General features: G+C 70.7%; 21 protein-coding genes. 7 read left to right on the top strand and 14 right to left on the bottom strand.

Annotated elements, in window-relative coordinates:
• Positions 1 to 95 precede the first annotated feature (95 nt).
• The 3 genes from ACZ5PB_RS27920 to ACZ5PB_RS27930 all read left to right on the top strand — a co-directional run bounded on the left by ACZ5PB_RS27920 (position 96) and on the right by ACZ5PB_RS27930 (position 2,173).
• Positions 96 to 347 carry a hypothetical protein gene (locus ACZ5PB_RS27920; RefSeq protein WP_468694737.1) on the top strand — a complete coding sequence of 84 codons (252 nt, stop codon included), beginning with the start codon at positions 96 to 98 and terminating at the stop codon, positions 345 to 347.
• Positions 348 to 516: 169 nt separating this feature from the next.
• Positions 517 to 1,677 carry a chymotrypsin family serine protease gene (locus tag ACZ5PB_RS27925; protein ID WP_468694739.1) on the top strand — a complete coding sequence of 387 codons (1,161 nt, stop codon included), beginning with the start codon at positions 517 to 519 and terminating at the stop codon, positions 1,675 to 1,677.
• Positions 1,678 to 1,711: 34 nt separating this feature from the next.
• Positions 1,712 to 2,173 carry a hypothetical protein gene (locus tag ACZ5PB_RS27930; RefSeq protein ID WP_468694741.1) on the top strand — a complete coding sequence of 154 codons (462 nt, stop codon included), beginning with the start codon at positions 1,712 to 1,714 and terminating at the stop codon, positions 2,171 to 2,173.
• A gap of 70 nt (positions 2,174 to 2,243) precedes the next feature.
• Here the strand turns inward: ACZ5PB_RS27930 and ACZ5PB_RS27935 are convergent, their stop codons facing one another.
• Positions 2,244 to 3,722 carry a hypothetical protein gene (locus ACZ5PB_RS27935; protein WP_468694742.1) on the bottom strand — a complete coding sequence of 493 codons (1,479 nt, stop codon included), beginning with the start codon at positions 3,720 to 3,722 and terminating at the stop codon, positions 2,244 to 2,246.
• Positions 3,723 to 4,036: 314 nt separating this feature from the next.
• On the opposite strand from ACZ5PB_RS27935, the gene ACZ5PB_RS27940 reads away from it, so the two are divergent.
• A complete protein-coding gene (locus ACZ5PB_RS27940; protein ID WP_468694744.1) occupies positions 4,037 to 5,893 on the top strand; it encodes an endonuclease/exonuclease/phosphatase family protein in 1,857 nt (618 codons plus the stop codon).
• A gap of 17 nt (positions 5,894 to 5,910) precedes the next feature.
• On the opposite strand, the gene ACZ5PB_RS27945 is transcribed toward ACZ5PB_RS27940, so the two are convergent.
• Both ACZ5PB_RS27945 and ACZ5PB_RS27950 read right to left on the bottom strand, forming a co-directional pair.
• The gene (locus tag ACZ5PB_RS27945; protein ID WP_468694745.1) at positions 5,911 to 6,621 is read right to left on the bottom strand and encodes an antibiotic biosynthesis monooxygenase; all 711 of its coding nucleotides are present in this window, start codon (positions 6,619 to 6,621) and stop codon (positions 5,911 to 5,913) included.
• A 123-nt stretch (positions 6,622 to 6,744) separates the two neighbouring features.
• A complete protein-coding gene (locus ACZ5PB_RS27950) occupies positions 6,745 to 7,458 on the bottom strand; it encodes a DUF4232 domain-containing protein (protein WP_468694748.1) in 714 nt (237 codons plus the stop codon).
• A 93-nt stretch (positions 7,459 to 7,551) separates the two neighbouring features.
• On the opposite strand from ACZ5PB_RS27950, the gene dapA reads away from it, so the two are divergent.
• Entirely contained in the window at positions 7,552 to 8,463 is a 912-nt protein-coding gene (gene dapA, locus ACZ5PB_RS27955) for a 4-hydroxy-tetrahydrodipicolinate synthase (protein ID WP_468694749.1), read from the top strand.
• Here dapA and ACZ5PB_RS27960 read toward each other — a convergent pair.
• The 3 genes from ACZ5PB_RS27960 to ACZ5PB_RS27970 all read right to left on the bottom strand — a co-directional run bounded on the left by ACZ5PB_RS27960 (position 8,454) and on the right by ACZ5PB_RS27970 (position 11,573).
• Positions 8,454 to 8,720 carry a hypothetical protein gene (locus ACZ5PB_RS27960; protein ID WP_468694751.1) on the bottom strand — a complete coding sequence of 89 codons (267 nt, stop codon included), beginning with the start codon at positions 8,718 to 8,720 and terminating at the stop codon, positions 8,454 to 8,456. The genes dapA and ACZ5PB_RS27960 overlap by 10 nt on opposite strands.
• A 452-nt stretch (positions 8,721 to 9,172) precedes the next feature.
• Entirely contained in the window at positions 9,173 to 10,162 is a 990-nt protein-coding gene (gene dapD, locus ACZ5PB_RS27965; protein ID WP_468694752.1) for a 2,3,4,5-tetrahydropyridine-2,6-dicarboxylate N-succinyltransferase, read from the bottom strand.
• A gap of 91 nt (positions 10,163 to 10,253) precedes the next feature.
• Positions 10,254 to 11,573 carry an MFS transporter gene (locus tag ACZ5PB_RS27970; protein ID WP_468694754.1) on the bottom strand — a complete coding sequence of 440 codons (1,320 nt, stop codon included), beginning with the start codon at positions 11,571 to 11,573 and terminating at the stop codon, positions 10,254 to 10,256.
• Positions 11,574 to 11,695: 122 nt separating this feature from the next.
• Here ACZ5PB_RS27970 and ACZ5PB_RS27975 point away from each other — a divergent pair, with 122 nt between their 5' ends.
• Positions 11,696 to 12,409, top strand: a complete 714-nt coding sequence (locus tag ACZ5PB_RS27975; protein ID WP_468694756.1) for a peroxiredoxin — start codon at positions 11,696 to 11,698, stop codon at positions 12,407 to 12,409.
• Here ACZ5PB_RS27975 and ACZ5PB_RS27980 read toward each other — a convergent pair.
• Entirely contained in the window at positions 12,387 to 12,707 is a 321-nt protein-coding gene (locus ACZ5PB_RS27980; RefSeq protein WP_468694757.1) for a DMT family transporter, read from the bottom strand. The two genes, ACZ5PB_RS27975 and ACZ5PB_RS27980, sit on opposite strands and share 23 nt — an antisense overlap.
• Positions 12,708 to 12,812: 105 nt before the next feature.
• Positions 12,813 to 14,135: a DUF3616 domain-containing protein gene (locus tag ACZ5PB_RS27985; protein ID WP_468694758.1), complete on the bottom strand. Its 1,323-nt coding sequence runs from the start codon at positions 14,133 to 14,135 to the stop codon at positions 12,813 to 12,815.
• A gap of 228 nt (positions 14,136 to 14,363) precedes the next feature.
• On the opposite strand from ACZ5PB_RS27985, the gene ACZ5PB_RS27990 reads away from it, so the two are divergent.
• A complete protein-coding gene (locus ACZ5PB_RS27990; RefSeq protein WP_468694760.1) occupies positions 14,364 to 15,500 on the top strand; it encodes a DUF7847 domain-containing protein in 1,137 nt (378 codons plus the stop codon).
• 84 nt (positions 15,501 to 15,584) lie between these two features.
• Here ACZ5PB_RS27990 and ACZ5PB_RS27995 read toward each other — a convergent pair whose 3' ends face one another.
• The 6 genes from ACZ5PB_RS27995 to sufD are packed head-to-tail and all read right to left on the bottom strand — an operon-like array spanning position 15,585 to position 19,916.
• The gene (locus ACZ5PB_RS27995) at positions 15,585 to 15,920 is read right to left on the bottom strand and encodes a metal-sulfur cluster assembly factor (protein WP_189821522.1); all 336 of its coding nucleotides are present in this window, start codon (positions 15,918 to 15,920) and stop codon (positions 15,585 to 15,587) included.
• Positions 15,917 to 16,381 carry a Fe-S cluster assembly sulfur transfer protein SufU gene (sufU, locus tag ACZ5PB_RS28000; RefSeq protein ID WP_468694762.1) on the bottom strand — a complete coding sequence of 155 codons (465 nt, stop codon included), beginning with the start codon at positions 16,379 to 16,381 and terminating at the stop codon, positions 15,917 to 15,919. Before sufU ends, ACZ5PB_RS27995 begins: the two co-directional genes overlap by 4 nt.
• 14 nt (positions 16,382 to 16,395) lie before the next feature.
• Positions 16,396 to 17,652 carry a cysteine desulfurase gene (locus ACZ5PB_RS28005; RefSeq protein WP_468694764.1) on the bottom strand — a complete coding sequence of 419 codons (1,257 nt, stop codon included), beginning with the start codon at positions 17,650 to 17,652 and terminating at the stop codon, positions 16,396 to 16,398.
• Positions 17,649 to 18,413 carry a Fe-S cluster assembly ATPase SufC gene (gene sufC, locus ACZ5PB_RS28010; RefSeq protein WP_468694766.1) on the bottom strand — a complete coding sequence of 255 codons (765 nt, stop codon included), beginning with the start codon at positions 18,411 to 18,413 and terminating at the stop codon, positions 17,649 to 17,651. Before sufC ends, ACZ5PB_RS28005 begins: the two co-directional genes overlap by 4 nt.
• A 7-nt stretch (positions 18,414 to 18,420) precedes the next feature.
• On the bottom strand, positions 18,421 to 18,738 hold the full coding sequence (locus ACZ5PB_RS28015) for a non-heme iron oxygenase ferredoxin subunit (protein ID WP_468694767.1): 318 nt from the start codon (positions 18,736 to 18,738) through the stop codon (positions 18,421 to 18,423).
• Positions 18,738 to 19,916, bottom strand: coding sequence for a Fe-S cluster assembly protein SufD (sufD, locus tag ACZ5PB_RS28020; RefSeq protein ID WP_468694769.1), 1,179 nt, complete (start codon positions 19,914 to 19,916; stop codon positions 18,738 to 18,740). The genes ACZ5PB_RS28015 and sufD overlap by 1 nt, the downstream gene beginning before the upstream one ends.
• Positions 19,917 to 19,969 lie beyond the last annotated feature (53 nt).

The raw sequence follows: 19,969 nt of genomic DNA on the forward strand, positions 1-19,969 counted from the left end.
CAATGCCTTGACCGTCGGTGGTGGCGGCAATAGACATTCACTTACGTAAGGCACAGCGATTACGTAAGGCACAGCGACGCGAGGGGGCGAGCCATGTGGATGCCAGGCAGGCTCGTGACCTCCATGAGAGCCGGCTGCTGCAGCTGGCCAATGTGACCGGGATCGGTACCGGCAAGGACGAGTACTCGGGCGAGGACGTGATCATCGTCTTCGTGACCCGGACCGTGCCGCGAGACCAGCTCCGGCCCGAAGACGTGGTGCCCAGGGAAGTCGAAGGCGTGCCGGTGCACGTGCTCGCGATCGGCGATGTCGACGCGCAGGACGGCAGCGGCAGCGACGGGCCCTGAGGAGACCGGCGTCCCCGTACGCCCGGAACATCCGGCCCACCCGTGACGTCCCTGACGTACCGCAGACCCCTGACGTCTCCCGACGCCTCAGGTGTCCCACCAGCCACTCCACGTACCCGCACACGCACTCCCATGCATCCCTTACTCACCGGGGAAGAGGTGGTCTGGCGTGAGCCAGCCCGAGATGATGCGAGGCCCCACCGGCGGGCAGGTCAGTGACAGCTCCCGCCAGCAGGCGATGTCCGACTTCCTGCGTCCGCAGTCACCCATGGCGAACGTCGTCGGCTTCGGCCACGGCGTGAAGTGGGTCAACGGAGAACCCACCGGCGAGCCGGCCCTGATCGTCCTGGTGAACCAGAAGGTTCCCGAGTCGATGCTGCCCGAGCGCGACGTCGTACCGCAGCGGATGGACGACGGCACGCCCACCGACGTGCTCGCGGTCGGCCATGTGTCGGCGCAACGGCAGATGTACGGGCCACGGCGCGGCGGCGCGGCCCACGAGGAGGACAAGTACGGTCCCGACGGCCGCCCCACGGACCAGTCGGCTCGCTACTCGCAGCCGATGCTCGAAGAGCTGAGCGGTCTCGGCGCGTTCGAGCCGCAGCTGCTCAAGCGGCGGCTGCGCCCCTGCCCGTCCGGCTTCTCGGTCGGCAACGTGGCGGTGACGGCCGGCACGCTCGGCAGCGTGGTGTACGACTTCCTGCCCGGCGCGACCGTCGACCCGCCGGTGGCGGGCCTCGGCACCCCGGCGAAGTTCTACATCCTCAGCAACAACCACGTGCTCGCGGACTCCAACCGGGCTCCGGCCGGCAGCGCGATCCTCCAGCCGGGCGCCTTCGACGGTGGCCAGAACCCGGCCGACAGGATCGCCACGCTCGACCGCTTCATCCCGATCCAGTTCGCCCCGCAGATCCCCCTGGAGCGGCACAACAACATCGTCGACGCGGCACTCGGTGCGGTCGACTTCCAGGACGCGACGCGCGAGCAGTACTTCAGCGGCGCCCCGCGCGCCTGGCGGCGCAAGATCAACGTCGGCGTCGGCAACCTGGTCAAGAAGACCGGCCGTACGACCAACATCAGCTTCGGCCGGATCATCGCGGTCGACGCGACGATCGACGTCAACTACGGCACGGCGGGCACCGCTCGCTTCAAGGACCAGATCCTCACCACGAACATCTCCGCGGGCGGCGACTCGGGCTCCCTGGTCACCTCGCCCGACAACGTGGCGCTCGGCCTGCTCTTCGCCGGTTCGCAGTCCGTCACCGTCGTCAACCACATCGAGAACGTACGCAGGCTGCTGCGCGTCGAGATCTCCGAGCAGCTGGCCTGACGGCCGCCGGACAGGGAAGGAGGGACCACCGATCATGACCACTCAGGCACGCAAGTCGTCCAAGGGCCAGTCAGGTCAGCAGGAACACCGCTTCGTGAACCCGATGGGCGCGGAGGTCAAGACCCGCGACGAGGCGTACGCGGCGGACCAGGCCACCCAGGAGGTCACGGCCGAAGCGCTCCAGACGGGCGCCAAGCTCCAACTCCACAACGGGGCCACGACGTTCGAGCTCGAAGTGCGCTACAACCCGAACACGTACCCCTTCGTGATCACCGGCGGCCGCATCGTCTCCGGCATCTGCGGGGCACCGTGGGAGATCACCGGCGGCTCGATGGGCCAGCAGCTCCGCCTCACCGCGAAGCGCACCTCGCAGACCCCGTGCGCGGCCACGATCACCATCCTCGGCGAGTACCAGAACCCGCCGTCCTACCGTGGCACGTACGGCTTCGACGGAGCGTCGACGACGTTCCGCCACACCACGCGCTACGAGGTCTGACCCGTACGGCCGGTGCACCACAGGGCGGGCCGGGGACCTGGGATCCCCGGCCCGCCCGTCTCCTTTGGACCTACCCCCTGGACCTGGCCTTGAAGGCGGCCTTACGGGCTTCCTTGGCGGCCTTCTTCTCCGGGTGCAGCCGCCCGACCGCCTCCAGCACCTCCGCCGTGGCGGGGTGGTCGACGCGCCACACCGCGTCGAAGAACCCCTCGTGGCGGCCGGTCAGTCCGGCGATCAGCTCCCGCAGCTCCGGCGACTCCTCCGCCACGTCCAGCTGCGCCGCGATCGTGTCGACGGCCAGCCAGAACACCATCTCCTCCGGCGGTACGGGGACCTCCGCCACGCCCTGCTCGGCGAGCCAGACCCGGGCGAGGCCGCCCAGTTCCGGATCGTCGAGGCGCTCCCGTACGGCTTCCTCCGCCACCGGGCCCGCCAGCGACAGCGCCTGCTGGCAGCGCAGCCTGCGCAGCGGCCCACCCTCGTCGGCACCGCGTGCCGCGTCCAGCAACTCCCGTGCGGCTGAGGGCACTTCACGCCGCGCGAGCCACTGCTCGATCTCGGCGCGCACCGCCACCTCGGGGAAGTGGCCGACCGCGTCCAGCAGGACGTCGGCGCCCTTGTCCGCGAGGTCGCCCACCGCCGGGGCGTCCACTCCGGCCTCCAGCATCCGGGCCCGTACGCCGTACAGACCCAGCGGGGTCAGCCGGACCATGCCGTACCGCGCCACGTCGTCCTCGTCCAGTTCGCCGTCCGCCGAGGGGACCGGCTCCTCTCCCTCCTCGGCCATCAGCGCCTCGTCGACGGGCGTGTACTCCACGAGCCCGACCGGCTCCAGCACCCGGAACTGGTCGTCGAGGCGCATCATCGCGTCCGACACCTGTTCCAGTACGTCGTCGGTGGGCTCGCCCATGTCGTCGGGGACGATCATCGAGGCGGCGAGCGCGGGCAGCGGGACCGGGCCCTCGCCCGTACCGCCGTCGGCGACGGTCAGCAGGTACAGGTTGCCCAGGACACCCTCCAGGAACTCCGCCTCCCGCTGCGGGTCCCAGTCCAGGGCGTCGAGGTCGAGCCCGCTGTCCTCGCCGAGCAGTGCGCCGAGGTCGTCGAGCACGGGGGCGGTGGCGTCCGCGAAGGCCGTCTCGAACGCCTCCAGCCACAACGCGAGGACGTCCTGCGGGCTGCCTCCGGCGAGCACGGCCAGCGCCTCACCGGGGGCGGCGGTGCCCTGCGCGTCCTCGGCCTCGGGGTCCTCGGGGTCGGTGATGTCGACAAGTCCGGTGTCGACGGCGGTCCGCCAGGCCTCGCTGGCGTACGCCGCCGCGTCCTCGGCGTCCTCCACCCCGTCCGCCGGGCCGAGGCCCAACTCGGCTGCCGCTGCGGGGAGTTGCTCCTCAACGAGTTCACCGCCGGCGCCGACCCTGGTGTCCGGCGAGGCCCAGCGGGCCAGCTTCACGGCCCGGGCGAACAGCGGCGCGGCCAGCGCGTCCCGCGCCAGCTCCGCGTCCGAGTGCAGCCGCACCGGCGGCAGGGTGGGGCGGTCTTCGGACATCTGGGGGTTCTCCTCGGGCGAAGCGTAGTGAGGTGCGGTCCGGCGCGATGACGCGGATCCGCGGAATGAGGGGGTTCGAGCGGCACCCAGCGTAGACGCATTTGCACCGGTCCCATGGGGTTCATGTACCCGTCAGGTTTCGTGCATCCGGGGATCACCGTCCGAACCTTGACAACACCCCTGCTCAGACAAGAGATTGACGCGCGTAGAAACGTCGTGCGAAACCCCGCTCAAAACGTTTGCCCGAAACCTTCGCCCGACGTCTTCGACCGACACCTTTCCTTCCACGCCTGCCCTCACCCTCGGAGTACCCGATGACGTCCCGCCGTTCCTTGCCGAGAACCACCGCGGTCGCCACTCTCCTCACCACCGCCCTCGCCGCCGGGCTGCTCACCGGCGCGACGAACGCCGCCGCGGGCGACACCGACACCTCGGCCGCGGCCCCGGTCCGCATCCACGACATCCAGGGCACCACCCGGATATCCCCGCTGGCCGGACAGCAGGTCACCGACGTCGAGGGCATCGTCACCGGCGTCCGCGCCTACGGCTCGAAGGGCTTCTGGTTCCAGGACCCCCGGGGCGACGGCAACGCGGCCACCAGCGAGGGCGTCTTCGTCTTCACCGGCTCGAACCCGACGGTGGCCGTCGGCGACGCGGTCAAGGTGTCCGGCACGGTCGGCGAGTACGTCCCCGGCGGCGCGGCATCCGGCAACCAGTCGCTCACCCAGATCGCCAAGCCGACGGTGACGGTCGTCTCGTCCGGCAACCCGGTCCCGGCCCCGGTGGCCGTCACCTCCCGTACGGTTCCCTCGCGTTACGCCCCGGCGGGCGACCCGGCGGCCGGCGGCAGCATCAACGCGCTGGCGCTCGCTCCGGCGCGCTACGCCCTCGACTACTACGAGTCCCTCGAAGGCACCAACATCCGCATCGGCACCTCCCGGGTGGTCGGCGCGACCGACGCGCACGCCGAGCTGTGGGTGACCGTCAAGCCGCACGAGAACGACAACCGGCGCGGCGGCACGGTCTACGGGAGCTACGACTCCCAGAACACCGGCCGCATCCAGATCCAGCAGCTCGCCCCGCTCGCCCAGCAGCCGTTCCCGAAGGCGAACGTCGGCGACGTGCTGACCGGCACCACCGAGGGCCCGCTCGACTTCAACCAGTACGGCGGCTACACCCTCACCGCCCGTACCCTCGGCAAGGTCGCGGACCGGGGCCTGAAGCGCGAGCAGACCCGCAAGCAGTCGCGCGGCGAGCTGGCCGTGGCCACGTACAACGTGGAGAACCTCGACTCGACCGACCCGCAGGAGAAGTTCGACGCCCTCGCCAAGGCGGTCGTCACGAACCTCGCCTCGCCCGACATCATCGCCCTGGAGGAGATCCAGGACGACAACGGCGCCAAGAACGACGGCACCGTGGGCAGCGCGGCGACGGTGAAGAAGTTCACGGACGCGATCGTCGCGGCGGGCGGCCCCGCGTACTCCTCGACATCGATCGACCCGGTGAACAACAAGGACGGCGGCGAGCCCGGCGGCAACATCCGCCAGGTCTTCCTCTACAACCCTGCCCGGGTCTCCTTCACCCACCGCGCGGGCGGCGACGCGACGAAGCCGACCGGTGTCGTACGGGAGAAGGGCCACGCGGCCCTGACCCTCTCCCCCGGCCGCATCGACCCGGCCAACACCGCCTGGGAGAACAGCCGCAAGCCGCTGGCCGCCGAGTTCTCCTTCCGGGGCGAGCCGGTCATTCTGATCGCCAACCACTTCGGCTCCAAGGGCGGCGACGAGGCCCTGACCTCGCACCACCAGCCGCCGGTCCGCTCCTCGGAGGTCCGCCGCCTGCAGCAGGCACAGACGGTGAACACCTTCGTCAAGGACGTCCTGAAGGCCGACCGCCGGGCGAACGTCCTGGTACTCGGCGACATCAACGACTTCGAGTTCTCCGCGACGACGAAGGCACTGACGGCGGACGGCGCCCTGAACGCCGCCGTCAGGTCGCTGCCCCGCCCGGAGCGCTACTCGTACGTCTTCCAGGGCAACAGCCAGGTGCTCGACCAGATCCTGACCAGCCCGTCGATCCGCGACTTCGCGTACGACAGCGTGCACATCAACGCGGAGTTCGCCGACCAGAACAGCGACCACGACCCGCAGGTGCTGCGCTTCCGGCCGTAGGGCTCCGTGTCACACGGTTACACGCCCGCGCTCAGGCTGAGCGCGGGCGTGTAACGCCGCACCCGGTGGGTGCCCTTCAGGCCGGGGAACTCGTGCACCCGCCGCCAGGCCTCGTCCGGTACCCCCTCCTCCTCGCCCGCTCCCGCCATCATGGCCAGGTGCGCGGCGGCATCCGTCCACTCGGCGAAGTTCAGGGCGCGGGTGCCGTCCACGCCCACGTGGAAGTGGGCGGACAGGGAACCCTCGTCCGGACCGGACTCGTCGCCCGACGCGAGGAACACGGCGTCCACCCATTCCCGCACCCGGCCCCGGTCCGGCCCGTCGAACTCCACCTCGACGGTCACCACGCAGCCGGGCACGCGGTCGTCGCCCTCGGTGATCCGGCTGCGGTACAGCTCGTAGGCGTGCAGCCCGAGCCGCTGGACGCCGGGCACGGCGGCGGTGATGTCGGCGTTCCGCTCGTCCCGCCCCCGGGCGAAGAAGGCCTGGTGAGCGGCCTCGTCGCGCCACTGGCTGTAGTGCAGCAGCGTCCGCCCGTCCTCACCCGCGTACACGTTGTACGAGAGCAGCCCCAGGTCCGGCCACGACCTCGACCGCCACGCCTTCCCGATGGCCGCGACGGCGTCGCGCTGCCCCTGCGGCGAACCGACGTCCCAGGTGCTCACCTTCACCACGCCCACTCCCGAACGGGTCAGGTCGGGGTGGCTGTCGACCACTGTGTCAGTCATACGGGACTCTCCTCGCTTCGCTCCGGCCGCGGGACCGGTCCCCGCACGCCGTGTCGACGATCATCCTCAAACGTCAACCGCACCTGAGGTCAACCCAATTGACCGGACGTCTGACGGCACCCGTCACCGGGGCAGGGTCACCGACCACGGAGTGACATCGAACGCGTCGACCATCTCCACGTCCTTCTCCAGCGGGAAGCTCCGCGCGGGATAGCCCGGCCCGGCCCCGATCTCCAGCGCCTCGGCCTTCTCCACCCCGTCGTACGGCCGCCATTCGATCCGCGAGTACGCGACCCCGCCGGGCGGCAGCATCACCACGGCGTCCGCCTTCTTCCCCTCCTCCTCGACGTTCACCTCGACGTCGAGGGCCGTGCCGTCGGCGGCGTACGCCTTGACGGAGGGCCGGCCGGTGAGCTTGTAGGGCTCCTTGCCGCAGTTGGTGAGGGTGAGGGTGGCCAGCCGGTGCATCAGGGCCGACTGGATCGGCCCCATGTCGACGCGTACGCCCGCGTAGCAGTCGTGCGCGACGGGGGGACTGTACGTGGCCCCGGAGGGCGGCACCGCGTCCGCCGCCGGGGGCTGACCGGCCGGACGGGAAGCACCGGGAGCGGGAGCGGTGGGCGTGGGCCTCGGCGCCGCACTGCTCTTCGCCGCCCTGGGCTCCCCCTCCCCCGCGGGCACCAGAAAACCGTCGCACCCGGCCAGCAGCACCGCCCCCACCAGCACGCCGCACAGGGCACCCGCCCCGCCCCTGACCCGTATCGCCACGTCGCTGCTCTCCCCGCCCCGGTAACTCTTCAGCTCGTCGCCCTTGCGGGGATCATGCCAGACCCCCATCGGGCCGAACCGCCAACCCCTCACCAACCCTTAACCTTCAACCGGAGCAGATCTAAGTAGACCTTCACGGTCCTCGCGCCGGACACTGCACCTATGACGCTCCCCGCCCTCGCGGCACCTTTCGGCCGCGCCCTGTGCGCGATGATCACGCCGTTCTCGCCGACCGGCGATCTGCTCGACCTCCCCGGCGCCCAGAAGCTGGCCACCGTCCTGACCGCGCCGGGCGGCTGCGACGGCCTGGTCCTGAACGGCACCACCGGGGAGTCCCCGACCACCTCCGACGCCGAGAAGTCGGCGCTCGTCCGGGCGGTCAGGGAGGCGGTGGGCCCCGACGTACCGCTCGTCACGGGCGTGGGCAGCGCGGACACCGCGCACACCGTCGAACTGGCCCGGCAGGCCGAACGGGCGGGCGCGGACGGCCTGTTGGTGATTCCGCCCTACTACAGCCGCCCGCCCCAGGCGGCGATCGAGGCCCACTTCCGCCGGGTCGCGGACGCGGTGGACCTCCCGGTCGTCCTGTACGACATCCCGGGGCGCACCGGAGTCCGCATCGAGGTCGAGACGATGCTGCGCCTGGCGGAGCACCCGCGCATCACGGCGGTCAAGGACTGTGCGTACGACCTCCTGGGCAGCTCCAAGGTGATCGCCCGCACGGGCCTCGCCTACTACTCGGGCTGCGAGGAACTCAACCTGCCGCTCCGCGCGGCGGGCGGCGTCGGCTTCATCAGTACGGTGGCGAACGTCGCGCCGCAGACGATGCGCGCGTCCCTGGACGCGTACGCGAACGGCGAGGTCGCCCCGGCCACGCGCCACCACCAGCGCGCACTCCCCCTGATCGACCTGATGATGGCCTCCGGCCTCCCGGGCACCGTCACCGCGAAGGCCCTCCTGTCCGCACTCGGCCTCCCCGCCGGCCCGGTCCGCGAACCACTGCAGCCCGCCGCCACGGAGGTGGTCGACGAGCTGCTGGCAGCCCACGAAGAACTCACCACACCTCAGGACTGACCAGCACCCCCCGGAACCTCGGGCGCATCCGGCGCCTCGGCCCCCTCCACGACATACGTCCGCCCGAGGATCGCCGCATGCTCCAGCACGTCTTCGAGGGGGTCGTCGATCTGCCCGGTGTCGATGAGGGTGACGCGGGGCGCGTTGTGCGAATTCTGATGGGTCTCATCGGCGTAGGCGGCCGGGGCGGCCGCGAGGAGGACGGCGCCGAGACCGAGGGCGCCGAGCAGACGGATCAGCTTGTGTGCTTCATTCATGATCCGCTTAACCACTCCCCCGGCCCAAAGGACACGGACCCCCGTGACCCCCCGGCCACCGTCGAATGCCCCTCCCCGCCCCTTCCCTAGACCGCTGGCCGCGGGGCCGGGGGTTCGTTACGCGCGGGCCGGTGGTGGGTTGCTCGCGCAGTTCCCCGCGCCCCCAAAAAACAACCACTCGTGTCCAGCGCCGCACAGTTCCTGGCGCCCGTCGGCGACGAGTACTTCAGGGGCGCGGGGAACTGCGCGATCAGCCACGCACACACCCGCACATGACCACCGGCCGTGGCCGGGCCCGCCACCTCTGCCCCACCCCGGGGGCCGGAAGCCCACCCACCCCCGCCCGGGCCGCACGGGCCGGGGCCTGGGGCAGCGCCCCAGTTTCGGGAAGGGGCGGGGAGGGGAAGAGCCCCGCGCAGCGGACCCCGCCCCCACCGCCCCGCCCCCCTCACTCAGTTGTGGCTGTGCAGCACCTCGTTCAACCCACCCCACACCGCATTGTTCGGCCGCGCCTCAACCGCCCCACTCACCGAGTTCCTCCGGAACAGAATGTTCGACGCCCCCGACAGCTCCCGCGCCTTCACGATCTGCCCGTCCGGCATCGTCACCCGCGTCCCCGCCGTGACATAAAGCCCCGCCTCGACGACACACTCGTCCCCGAGCGCAATCCCGACCCCGGCCTCGGCCCCCACCAGGCACCGCTCGCCGATGACGATCCGTACGTTGCCGCCGCCCGACAGCGTCCCCATCGTGGACGCCCCGCCGCCGATGTCCGAGCCGTCGCCGACCACGACACCGGCCGAGATGCGGCCCTCGACCATCGAGGTCCCCAGCGTGCCCGCGTTGAAGTTGACGAAGCCCTCGTGCATGACCGTGGTCCCGGCGGCCAGGTGCGCGCCGAGGCGCACCCGGTCGGCGTCGGCGATCCGGACACCCTTCGGCGCGACGTAATCCGTCATGCGCGGGAACTTGTCGACCGACGTCACCTGGAGATGCAGCCCCTCGGCACGCGCGTTGAGGCGCACCTCTTCGAGAGAGTCCACCGCGACCGGGCCGAGCGAGGTCCAGGCGACGTTCGCCAGGAGGCCGAAGAGGCCGTCGAGGTTCTGGCCGTGCGGCCGCACCAGGCGGTGCGAGAGGAGGTGCAGGCGCAGGTACGCGTCGTGCGCGTCCAGCGGCTTGTCGTCGAGCGAGGCGATGACCGTACGGACCGCGACGACCTCGACGCCGCGTCGGGCGTCGGGGCCGATGGCCTTGGGCGCGGAAGCACCCAGCAGTTCGGTGGCGCGCTCTGCGGTGAGCCGCTCGGTGCCGGCCGGGCCCGGCTCGGCGACCAGCTCGGGAGCGGGGAACCAGGTGTCGAGGACGGTGCCGTCGGCGGCGATCGTGGCGAGTCCGGCGGCGACGGCGCCGGTGGTGCGAGAAGCAGTCGTTTCGGTCATGACAGGAAACCTAACCGGCACCGCCCCGCCCGGGCGAACCGGTCTCGGCCTACGAACGCGCGCCACCCCCGACCAAGGCCACCTCACCGCCCTACGAGGACACGTCACCGCCCCGCGAGGCCACTTCACCACCCTGCGAAGACACGCCACCATCCCCCGAGGACACGTCACCACTCCTCAAAGGCACGCCACTACTCCGCGAGGACACCTCACCACCCCGCGAAGGCACCTCACCACCCCCCGAAAGCACATCACCTCGCACCTCCCCCCGCTCCCTCCCCCTCAGCCGCCCCGCCCCCATCACCGCAAGCCCCGCCGCCACCGCCACTCCCGTACACACCGGCCACAACAGCCCCGGCGCCGCCGCGTAAAGCGAGCCACCCAGCGGCGGCGCCAGCACCACCCCGCTCACCGACACACCCGCGTACAGGCTCTGGAACCGGCCCTGCGCGTGCTCCGGCGCCTGGTCCGCCACATAGGCGCTGGCCGGGGTCTTGTAGAGGATCTCCCCCGCCGTGACCAGCAGCATCATCGCCACCGCGAGCGCGATCCCCGCCCCGAGCATCAGCACCCCGTACCCGAGCCCCACGAGCACCAGCCCTGTCCCGACGATCACCAGCGGCGCGAACCTCCGCAGCACCGCGGCAGCGGGCAGTTCGAGCAGCAGGATCACGCCGCCGTTGATGGCGAACAGCCACCCGTACACCTGGCTGTCGAAGCCGTGGTCGCCGAGGAAGACCGGGAAGGTCGAGAAGAGCTGCCGGTACACGAGGTCGGCGAAGAAGCTCGCCACCAGCAGCAGCAGAACGGCCGGGCGGTCCCTCAACTCCCGCCAGATACCGCGCCGTTCACCCCCTCCACCCTCCCCGCCCGACTCCTTGACCCTGCCCCGCGCCGGCAGCACCCGCGCCGCGTACGCGGCGAAGAGCAGCGTCCCGACGCCGTCGGCGATGAAGATCGTGGCGTACGAGAACTGGGTGGCGATCAGCGCCCCGAGCGGTGCGCCCACGGTGAACCCGGCGTTGCCCGCCGCCCGCATGACCGCGAAGCCCTGGCGGCGCACGCCGTCCGGGACGGTCACCGCGACGAGGGTGGAGTTGCAGGCGCGGACGGCGCCCTGCGCGTAGTTGCAGACCGGCAGGACCGCGTACAGCGCACCGATCGGCACCAGGGGCAGCAGCATGAGCGCCGACCCGGCCAGCACGGCGGCGCACAGCAGCGCCCGCCGGTGTCCGAAGCGGTCGCCGAACCAGCCGCCGGTGAAGTTCCCCGCGATCAGCCCGACGCCGCCGATGCCGCTGATCAGGCCCGCCTGCGCGAGGGGCAGCCCGCGCTCCTCGGTCATGTAGAGGAAGAGATAGATGAACGTGAAGGCGACGGCGCTGTTGAAGAAAACCCCGAAGGCCAGCATCCAGACGACTCTCGGAATGTCCCGATAGGTCCCCAACTCCGCCACCCCGTTTCTCAGTTCCCATTCGGAACTGACTATGGCAGCATCATCACCGCAGGTCAACGACACGGGGAGCAGATCCAATGAGCACCACACCGGGCACCACACCGGGCATGACGACGGACATGGCGACGGACTCGACGGCGAGCCTCGCAGCGCCCCCGACAGCCGGATCAACGACCGGATCGACAGACGGATCGCCGGTCGGATCGCCGGTCGGATCGCCGGTCGGATCGACAGCCGGATCAGCGACCGGCCTGACCCGCCCCGAGCTCCACCGACTGCACTCCCTCCGCGGCACCCGCCTCCCCGACCTCCGCCTCCAGGACGACACCGACCGGCCGCGCGACCCGGTCGCCCCCGACACCCCGTACACCGTCCTGTACTTCTTCCCCGGCGCGTACGCCCGCCGCGACGCCTATCCGCCCGGCTGGGCCGGCATCCCCGGCGCCACCGGCTGTACGCGCCAGTCCTGCGCGTACCGCGACCAGCTCGCCGAGTTCCGGGCGGCGGGCGCGACCGTGCACGGTGTGTCGGCCCAGCCGCCGCACGAGCAGCGGGAGTTCTCCGCGAAGGAGGGGCTGCGCTTCCCGCTGCTCTCCGACGCGGACCTCGCCCTGGCCACCGCCCTCGGCCTGCCGGTCTTCGACGTCGCGGGGGTACGGCGGCTGCGGCGCCTGACGATGGTCGTCGACCGGGACCGTACGATCCGCGAGGTGATCCCGGCGGCCGGCGACGTGGCCGACAGCGTACGGACGGCCCTGGCCGTCGTCCTCAGTGCGCCCCGCCGAGATTGAGCAGGACCACTCCGCCGATGACGAGCCCGACGCCCGCAAGTTTGGCGGCGCTCGCCGACTCACCGAGGAAGACCATGCCGATACAGGCGACGGCGGCCGTGCCGACTCCCGCCCAGATCGCGTAGGCGGTGCCCACCGACATGGTCTTGAGGGTCTGCGCCAGCAGGCCGAAGGCCAGCAGATAGCCGACGGCAGTGATGAGGGAGGGCCAGAGACGGGTGAAACCGTCGCTGTACTTCATGGCGGTGGTACCCGCCACTTCCGCCGCGATGGCCGCGGCCAGCAGAACGTAGGGCATGCGCCCGAGAGTACGCATGCCCTGCACACCTATCCCCCGTTCTCCTCGCCGCGCACCACGCCGTACGTCCGCACGGAGCGCGCCCGCCCGGACGCGGTGGTCCGGTCACTCGCTGACGGTGAAGGTGACCGCCCGCGCCTTCTTCCACTCCGCCTGCTCCAGGTCCTTCGCCGCCACCCCGTCCCCGTACCAGTCCACCGCCCCGCAGTCCGCGACCAACTGCACGCGCGCGCCCGGCACTTCGAGGTCCGGCACCGCGACGACGCACTCCCAGCCACCCGGGTCGCCGCCCGGCAGGTCCATCAGCCGGGCCGCGCCGTGCCCCGGCTGCCCGTCCCACGCGTACAGGGCGTACGGCCCGCTGCCGCCGTCGTCGCCGTCGGCACCCCACGCGCCGGCCACGATCAGGTACTGGTCGGCGGAGTTGCGCCGCAGGTCACGGATGCCCAGCCCGTCCAGATCGAGCAGCACGGGCTCACCGAACCGCGCCCGCCCGCCGCAATCGGCCCACTCAGCCACCAACTCGTCCACGTTCATCACGGGCACGAGCAGCGCCTCACCGCCCGCCTTGGCGGGGACCAGCGGCGCCCGGAAGCCGACGTACGCGACACTCGTACTGCCGGGGGCGAATTCAAGGCCCTCCGCGTTGAACCCGTCGATCCGCCCCGGCACCCGCCCCCCGGCCGCCCCGGCCGCGAACCCCAGCTCGCCGCCGCGCCGTTCGTCCCAGGCGATCAGGTCGGCACGCAGATGCCGGTAGGCGCCCGCGTACTCCAGGACGGTGTCCCGGCCGGCGCCCCGTACGACCGTGGCGAACACGGTGGAGCGGTCCTCCTTCACCTTGCCGTCCTTGCCGTTGGACATCGACCCCAGCCAGTACGCGGTGTCCCCGGCGCGGGCCACGCCCTCGATGTCGATCTCCTTGCGGACGGCGAGCCGGTCGGCGAAGTCCCAGGTGCGCAGCGGGCCGCCGGAGGTTCCCCGGTCGTAGAGCCGCAGCAGGTTCGACTCGTCCTCGGCGAGTACGAGGTACCCGTCACCGGCGTCGAGGGCGGCGGACGCGTCGCTGAGCCCGGTGAAGTAGCGGGTGTCCCCGGCGCACCGGACGGCCCCGGACGCGGCGAAGTGCAGCACCGCGGAGGCCGTGGCGCCGCCGAGGCCGGTGGCCCGCAGCGTCAGGTCGCAGTGGCCGCGCGCCCGCGCCCGTACCGACACCTCACGCCGGTCGCCGCGACCGCGCACCGTGACGTCGCCCGCCCCCGCCACCCGCGAGTCGGTCGAGGCGACCGCCACCACGGACAGATCGGCGGCCCCGGCCCCGTCCTGTGTGACGGAAACCGGAACCGTCGGATCGGCGGTCGCGCCGACCGCACCGGAGAGATGGTCGAAGGACAGGGCGAGAACCGGGGCAGCGGACGACGAGCTCATGGCAACGCCCTTCTCCAGCACGGCTGTTGGGCGACAACCTAGGACGGACCGGCCTTGAGCAGAACACCCGGCGCCGCTCTTGCGACCGTCCCGTGCCGCGCCCTTGGTGTTCCTTTGGCATTCCCTTGGCATTCCGCGGTCCATCCGAACCCGGCTACGGTGGACCGCCGATCACGCGTACGGCCACCACGAACACAGCCCCACACCACACACACCACGGAGCACGCAGTGACCCACTTCTCGGGCGGTCCCTACGGAAGCCCCCCGCCCGGCCCGCCGGGCTCGCCGGGGCCCGGCTGGGGAGGCGGCTGGGCGCCGCCGCCACCGGAAGCACCGAAGCCCGGGGTGATCCCGCTGCGCCCGCTCACCGTCGGCGACATACTCAGCGGCACCTTCGCCGCCTTCGGCCGCCACTGGAAGCAGCTGATGGGCATCGCCGCGCTGGCGTACGGCCTGGCGCTCGCGGTCACCGGCGGGGCGGTGGCCCTCGCGATCGGCTCGCTCGGCGACGAGTTCGACGTGATCGAGCGGTCGATCCGCGCCAACGAGCACGACCCGCCCTGGGAGGCGTTCCGCACGATCGGCATCACCTTCGGCGTCGTCGCGCTCCTCGGCATGCTGTGCATGCTGCTCGCCACCGCGCTGACCCAGGCCGCCACCCCGGCAGCGCTCCAGGAAGCGGTGCTCGGCAACCGGACCACCTTCGGGACGGTCTGGAACCGCACCCTCCGCAGGTTTCCCTCGGTGCTCGGGGTGCTGATGGTGCCGTGGCTGATCATGTTCGTGGTGCTGGGGCTGCTGATGACCGGTTACGGGGCCCTGATGTACACCGTGCTCGACGAGGGCGGCACCGGCCTGTCCGCCACCCTGACCGGCGTCGGCCTGCTCGGCGGCCTGCTGCTCGGCCCGCTGGCGACCTGGCTCTGGGTGCTGTTCAGCCTGGCCCCGTCCGTCGCCGTCTTCGAGACCGCGGGCCCGGTACAGGCACTGCGCCGCTCGGCCCGGCTGGTCAAGGGCGCGTGGTGGCGGATCTTCGGGATCTCCGCGCTGGTCTGGATGATGGCGATGGTGGCGAGCTGGTTCATCCAGGTGCCGTTCGGGTTCCTGGGGATGTTCTCGATGATTCCCGGGATGACCGTCGACGGCACGAGCAGCCCCGAGACGGAGTTCTTCCAGGTCATGACCGCCCTGGGCGGCTACCTGCTGATCACCATGCTGGGCGGCTTCCTCAGCCAGATCCTGGTGACCTTCTTCCCCCAGCTCGCCACCGCCCTGCTCTACGTCGACCAGCGCATCCGCCGCGAGAACCTGGCCCCGGCGCTCGCCGAGGCGGCGCAGGTCCCGCCCGGGTACCCCCCGTACTAGACGGGGACAGCGGGGAAAACGGCTGTGCCCCCGGCGCTCGCAGGAGCTCCGGGGGCACAGCCACAGGTACGGCTCAGATACGGCTCAGACGTTGAAGCCGAGCGCGCGCAGCTGCTCGCGGCCGTCGTCCGTGATCTTGTCCGGGCCCCACGGCGGCATCCAGACCCAGTTGATCTTGAGTTCGTTGACGATGCCCTCGGTGGCGGACTTCGCCTGGTCCTCGATGACGTCGGTCAGCGGGCAGGCCGCGGACGTCAGCGTCATGTCGAGGGTGGCGATGTTGGCGTCGTCGACGTGGATGCCGTAGATGAGGCCGAGGTTGACGACGTCGATGCCCAGCTCGGGGTCGACCACGTCGTACAGGGCTTCGCGGACCTCTTCTTCGGAGGCCGGCTTGGTGGTCAGGGTCTCTTCGCTCATGCCGTCTCCTTCTTCGCGTCCGCGCCCAGGGCCTGGGCGGTCGCGTCCTTCCATGCCATCCAGCTCAGCAGCGCGCACTTCACCCGGGCCGGGAACTTCGACACTCCGGCGAACGCGACCGCGTCCTCCAGGATGTCCTCCATCGCGTCGTCCGGCTCGACGGAGCCCTTGGACTGCATCAGCTCCAGGAAGGTCTCCTGGATCTTCTGCGCCTCGGCGAGGTCCTTGCCGACGAGGAGGTCGTTCAGTACGGAGGCGCTTGCCTGGCTGATCGAGCAGCCCTGCCCCTCGTAGCTGACGTCCTCGATGCGCGCGCCGTCGTACTTGACCCGGAGCGTGATCTCGTCGCCGCAGGTCGGGTTGACGTGGTGCACCTCGGCGTCGCCGTCGCGCAGCCCCCGCCCGTGCGGGTGCTTGTAGTGGTCCAGGATGACTTCCTGGTACATCGAATCCAGCTTCACTTCGCTACCCGCCCCTACCCGAAGAAATTCCGTACGTGCTCCAGGCCGTCGACCAGGGCGTCGACCTCGGCCGGCGTGGAGTACAGATAGAAAGACGCTCGCGTGGTCGCGGGAATTCCGTACCGCAGGCAGACCGGACGTGCGCAGTGGTGTCCGACGCGGACCGCGATGCCCTCCTCGTCGAGGACCTGGCCCACGTCGTGCGGGTGGATGTCGCCGAGCGTGAAGGAGATCGCCGCACCCCGGTCCTCGGCCGTGGCCGGGCCGATGATCCGCAGGTCGGGGACTTCGAGCAGGCGCTTGACCGCGTACTCGGTGATCGCGTGCTCATGGCGCGCGATGTTCTCCATGCCGATCGCCGAGAGGTAGTCCACGGCCGCACCGAGGCCGACGGCCTGCGCGATCGGGGGCGTACCCGCCTCGAACTTGTGCGGCGCCGGGGCGTAGGTGGAGGAGTGCATCGAGACCGTCTCGATCATCTCGCCGCCGCCGAGGAACGGCGGCAGGTCCTCCAGGAGCTCCTGGCGTCCCCACAGCACACCGATGCCGGTCGGGCCGACCATCTTGTGGCCGGTGAAGGCCACGAAGTCGGCCTGCAGCGCCTGCACGTCCAGCACCATGTGCGGGGCGGCCTGCGAGGCGTCGATGCAGACCAGGGCGCCGACCTGCTGGGCGCGCCGGATGATCGTCTCGACCGGGTTGACGGTGCCCAGCAGGTTCGAGACCAGCGTGAAGGAGACGATCTTCGTCTTCTCGTTGATGATCTCGTCGATGTTGGACAGGTCGAGGCGGCCGTCGTCGGTGAGGCCGAACCACTTCAGCTTCGCGCCGGTGCGCTGCGAGAGCAGCTGCCACGGGACGATGTTGGAGTGGTGCTCCATCTCCGTGATGACGATCTCGGTGTCGCGGTCCACCCGGTAGGGCTCGTCCGCCCAGCCGAGCATGTTGGCCACGAGGTTGAGCGACTCCGAGGCGTTCTTGGTGAAGATCACCTCGTCGCGGCTCGGCGCGTTGATGAAGGCCGCGACCTTGTCGCGGGCGCCCTCGTACAGCGCCGTGGCCTCCTCGGCGACCGTGTACACACCGCGGTGCACATTGGCGTTGTGCCGCTCGTAGTACTCGTTCAGCGCGTCGAGCACCTGGCGCGGCTTCTGCGAGGTCGCGGCGGAGTCCAGGTAAACGATCTTCTTGTCCCCGTGGACGATGCGGTCCAGCAGGGGGAAGTCCTTGCGGATCGCGTCCGTGTCGAGGAGGCCCGGCAGGTTTGTCACGCGGCTGCGCCACCCTTCGTGTACTTCTCGTAGCCCTCGGCCTCAAGCTGGTCGGCGAGCTCGGGGCCACCGGACTCGACGATCTTGCCCGCCGAGAAGACGTGCACGAAGTCCGGCTTGATGTAGCGCAGGATGCGCGTGTAGTGCGTGATCAGCAGGGTGCCGACGTCACCGGTCTCGCGGACGCGGTTGACGCCGTCGGAGACCTGGCGGAGCGCGTCGACGTCGAGGCCGGAGTCGGTCTCGTCGAGGATGGCGATCTTCGGCTTCATGAGCTCCATCTGGAGGATCTCGTGACGCTTCTTCTCACCGCCGGAGAAGCCCTCGTTGACGTTGCGCTCGGCGAAGGACGGGTCCATCTGGAGCTGCTCCATCGCGGACTTGACCTCCTTCACCCAGGTGCGCAGCTTGGGGGCCTCGCCGCGCAGCGCGGTGGCCGACGTGCGCAGGAAGTTGGACACCGAGACGCCGGGGACCTCGACCGGGTACTGCATGGCCAGGAACATGCCGGCGCGGGCGCGCTCGTCGACGGACATCTCCAGGACGTCCTCGCCGTCGAGGGTGACGGTGCCGCTGGTGATCGTGTACTTGGGGTGACCCGCGATCGAGTACGCGAGGGTGGACTTGCCGGAGCCGTTGGGGCCCATGATGGCGTGGGTCTCGCCCTGCTTCACGGTCAGGTCGACGCCCTTGAGGATCTCCTTCGTACCGTTCTCGGTGTCGACGGAGACGTGCAGGTCGCGGATTTCAAGCGTTGCCATGGGGTACTCAGGACTCCTGGGTGACGGAGACGAGCACATCGTCCCCTTCGATCTTTACGGGGTAAACGGGGACGGGGCGCGTCGCGGGAAGGCCGGACGGCTTGCCGGTACGGAGGTCGAAGCTGGAGCCGTGCAGCCAGCATTCGATGGCGCAGTCCTCCACCTCGCCCTCGGACAGCGAGACGTTCGCGTGCGAGCAGATGTCGTTGATCGCGAAGACTTCGCCCTCGGTGTGGACGAGCGACACCGGCGTGCCGTCGACCTCGACCCGCTTGGGGGTGTCGGCCTGAAGCTCGCTCAGCGCGGCAACCTTCACGAACGCCATCAGACGGACGCCTCCAGCTCCGCATCGATCTTCGCGAGCAGTCGCTCCTCGACGTCGTCGAGGCCGATCTGCTGCACCAGCTCGGCGAAGAAGCCGCGGACGACCAGGCGGCGCGCCTCGTCCTCGCGGATGCCGCGCGACTGGAGGTAGAAGAGCTGCTCGTCGTCGAAGCGGCCGGTCGCCGAGGCGTGGCCCGCTCCGGCGATCTCGCCGGTCTCGATCTCCAGGTTGGGGACCGAGTCGACGCGCGCGCCGTCGGTCAGCACCAGGTTGCGGTTCATCTCGTACGAGTCGGTGCCCTCGGCGGCGGCCTGGATCAGGACGTCGCCGATCCACACGGCGTGCGCGTCCTGGCCCTGGAGGGCGCCCTTGTAGGCCACGTTCGACTTGCAGTGCGGGACGTTGTGGTCGACCAGGAGGCGGTGCTCCTGGTGCTGGCCCTGGTCCGTGAAGTACAGGCCGAACAGCTCGGCGGAGCCGCCGGTGCCGGCGTACGAGACACGGGGGTGCAGGCGGACCACGTCGCCGCCGAAGGTGACGACGACCGACTTGAAGGAGGCGTCGCGGCCGATCAGCGCGTTGTGCTGGGCGACGTGGACTGCCTTGTCGTCCCAGTCCTGCACCGAGACGACGGTCAGCTTGGCGCCGTCACCGAGGACGTAGTCCACGTTGGCGGCGAGCACGCCGTCACCGGTGTGGTCGATGACCACGACGGCCTCGGCGAACGCGCCGAGCTCGATCACCTGGTGCCCGTAGGCGGTGCCGCCCTCGCCGTGCACCGCGATGCGGATCGGCTCGGTGAGCACCGCTTCCTTGGGAACCGAGACGACCGAGGCCTTCTCGAAGGAGGAGTACGCCTGGGCGGCGACCCGGTCCACCGGCTTGCCGGCCCTGCCGAGACGCGCGTCCGTGCGGTCGACCGTCTCGACGGTGACGGCCTCGGGGGCCTCGACCCGGACGGTCAGCACGCCGCCCGCTTCGGCGGTGCCGTCGTGCAGCCCGCGCAGCCGGGAGAGCGGGGTGAAGCGCCACTCCTCCTCGCGGCCGTGCGGCACCGGGAAGTCCGCCACGTCGAAGGACGGCGGCGCACTCATGCGGGTGGCGGTGGTGGACTCCGCCGCTACCGCGAGGGAACCGGCGGTGGTGGAGCCCACCGGGATGTTCTGAGCCTCAGCCATGGCTGTCGTAGCGCTCTCTCTCTGGATCAAGAAGAAGTCGGTTGCTGCTAAAG

Source organism: Streptomyces sp. NPDC032721, from assembly GCF_055579625.1.

Coding starts and splice junctions, on each gene's coding strand:
- ACZ5PB_RS27970 (WP_468694754.1), bottom strand. CDS start 11,573: ATGCTGGCCTTCGGGGTTTTCTTCAACAGCGCCGTCGCCTTCACGTTC.
- sufD (WP_468694769.1), bottom strand. CDS start 19,916: ATGGCTGAGGCTCAGAACATCCCGGTGGGCTCCACCACCGCCGGTTCC.
- ACZ5PB_RS27975 (WP_468694756.1), top strand. CDS start 11,696: ATGAGCACCACACCGGGCACCACACCGGGCATGACGACGGACATGGCG.
- ACZ5PB_RS27980 (WP_468694757.1), bottom strand. CDS start 12,707: ATGCCCTACGTTCTGCTGGCCGCGGCCATCGCGGCGGAAGTGGCGGGT.
- ACZ5PB_RS28015 (WP_468694767.1), bottom strand. CDS start 18,738: ATGGCGTTCGTGAAGGTTGCCGCGCTGAGCGAGCTTCAGGCCGACACC.
- ACZ5PB_RS27940 (WP_468694744.1), top strand. CDS start 4,037: ATGACGTCCCGCCGTTCCTTGCCGAGAACCACCGCGGTCGCCACTCTC.
- ACZ5PB_RS27985 (WP_468694758.1), bottom strand. CDS start 14,135: ATGAGCTCGTCGTCCGCTGCCCCGGTTCTCGCCCTGTCCTTCGACCAT.
- ACZ5PB_RS27950 (WP_468694748.1), bottom strand. CDS start 7,458: ATGGGGGTCTGGCATGATCCCCGCAAGGGCGACGAGCTGAAGAGTTAC.
- ACZ5PB_RS27930 (WP_468694741.1), top strand. CDS start 1,712: ATGACCACTCAGGCACGCAAGTCGTCCAAGGGCCAGTCAGGTCAGCAG.
- dapA (WP_468694749.1), top strand. CDS start 7,552: ATGACGCTCCCCGCCCTCGCGGCACCTTTCGGCCGCGCCCTGTGCGCG.
- ACZ5PB_RS27995 (WP_189821522.1), bottom strand. CDS start 15,920: ATGAGCGAAGAGACCCTGACCACCAAGCCGGCCTCCGAAGAAGAGGTC.
- dapD (WP_468694752.1), bottom strand. CDS start 10,162: ATGACCGAAACGACTGCTTCTCGCACCACCGGCGCCGTCGCCGCCGGA.
- ACZ5PB_RS27960 (WP_468694751.1), bottom strand. CDS start 8,720: ATGAATGAAGCACACAAGCTGATCCGTCTGCTCGGCGCCCTCGGTCTC.
- ACZ5PB_RS27945 (WP_468694745.1), bottom strand. CDS start 6,621: ATGACTGACACAGTGGTCGACAGCCACCCCGACCTGACCCGTTCGGGA.
- ACZ5PB_RS27935 (WP_468694742.1), bottom strand. CDS start 3,722: ATGTCCGAAGACCGCCCCACCCTGCCGCCGGTGCGGCTGCACTCGGAC.
- sufC (WP_468694766.1), bottom strand. CDS start 18,413: ATGGCAACGCTTGAAATCCGCGACCTGCACGTCTCCGTCGACACCGAG.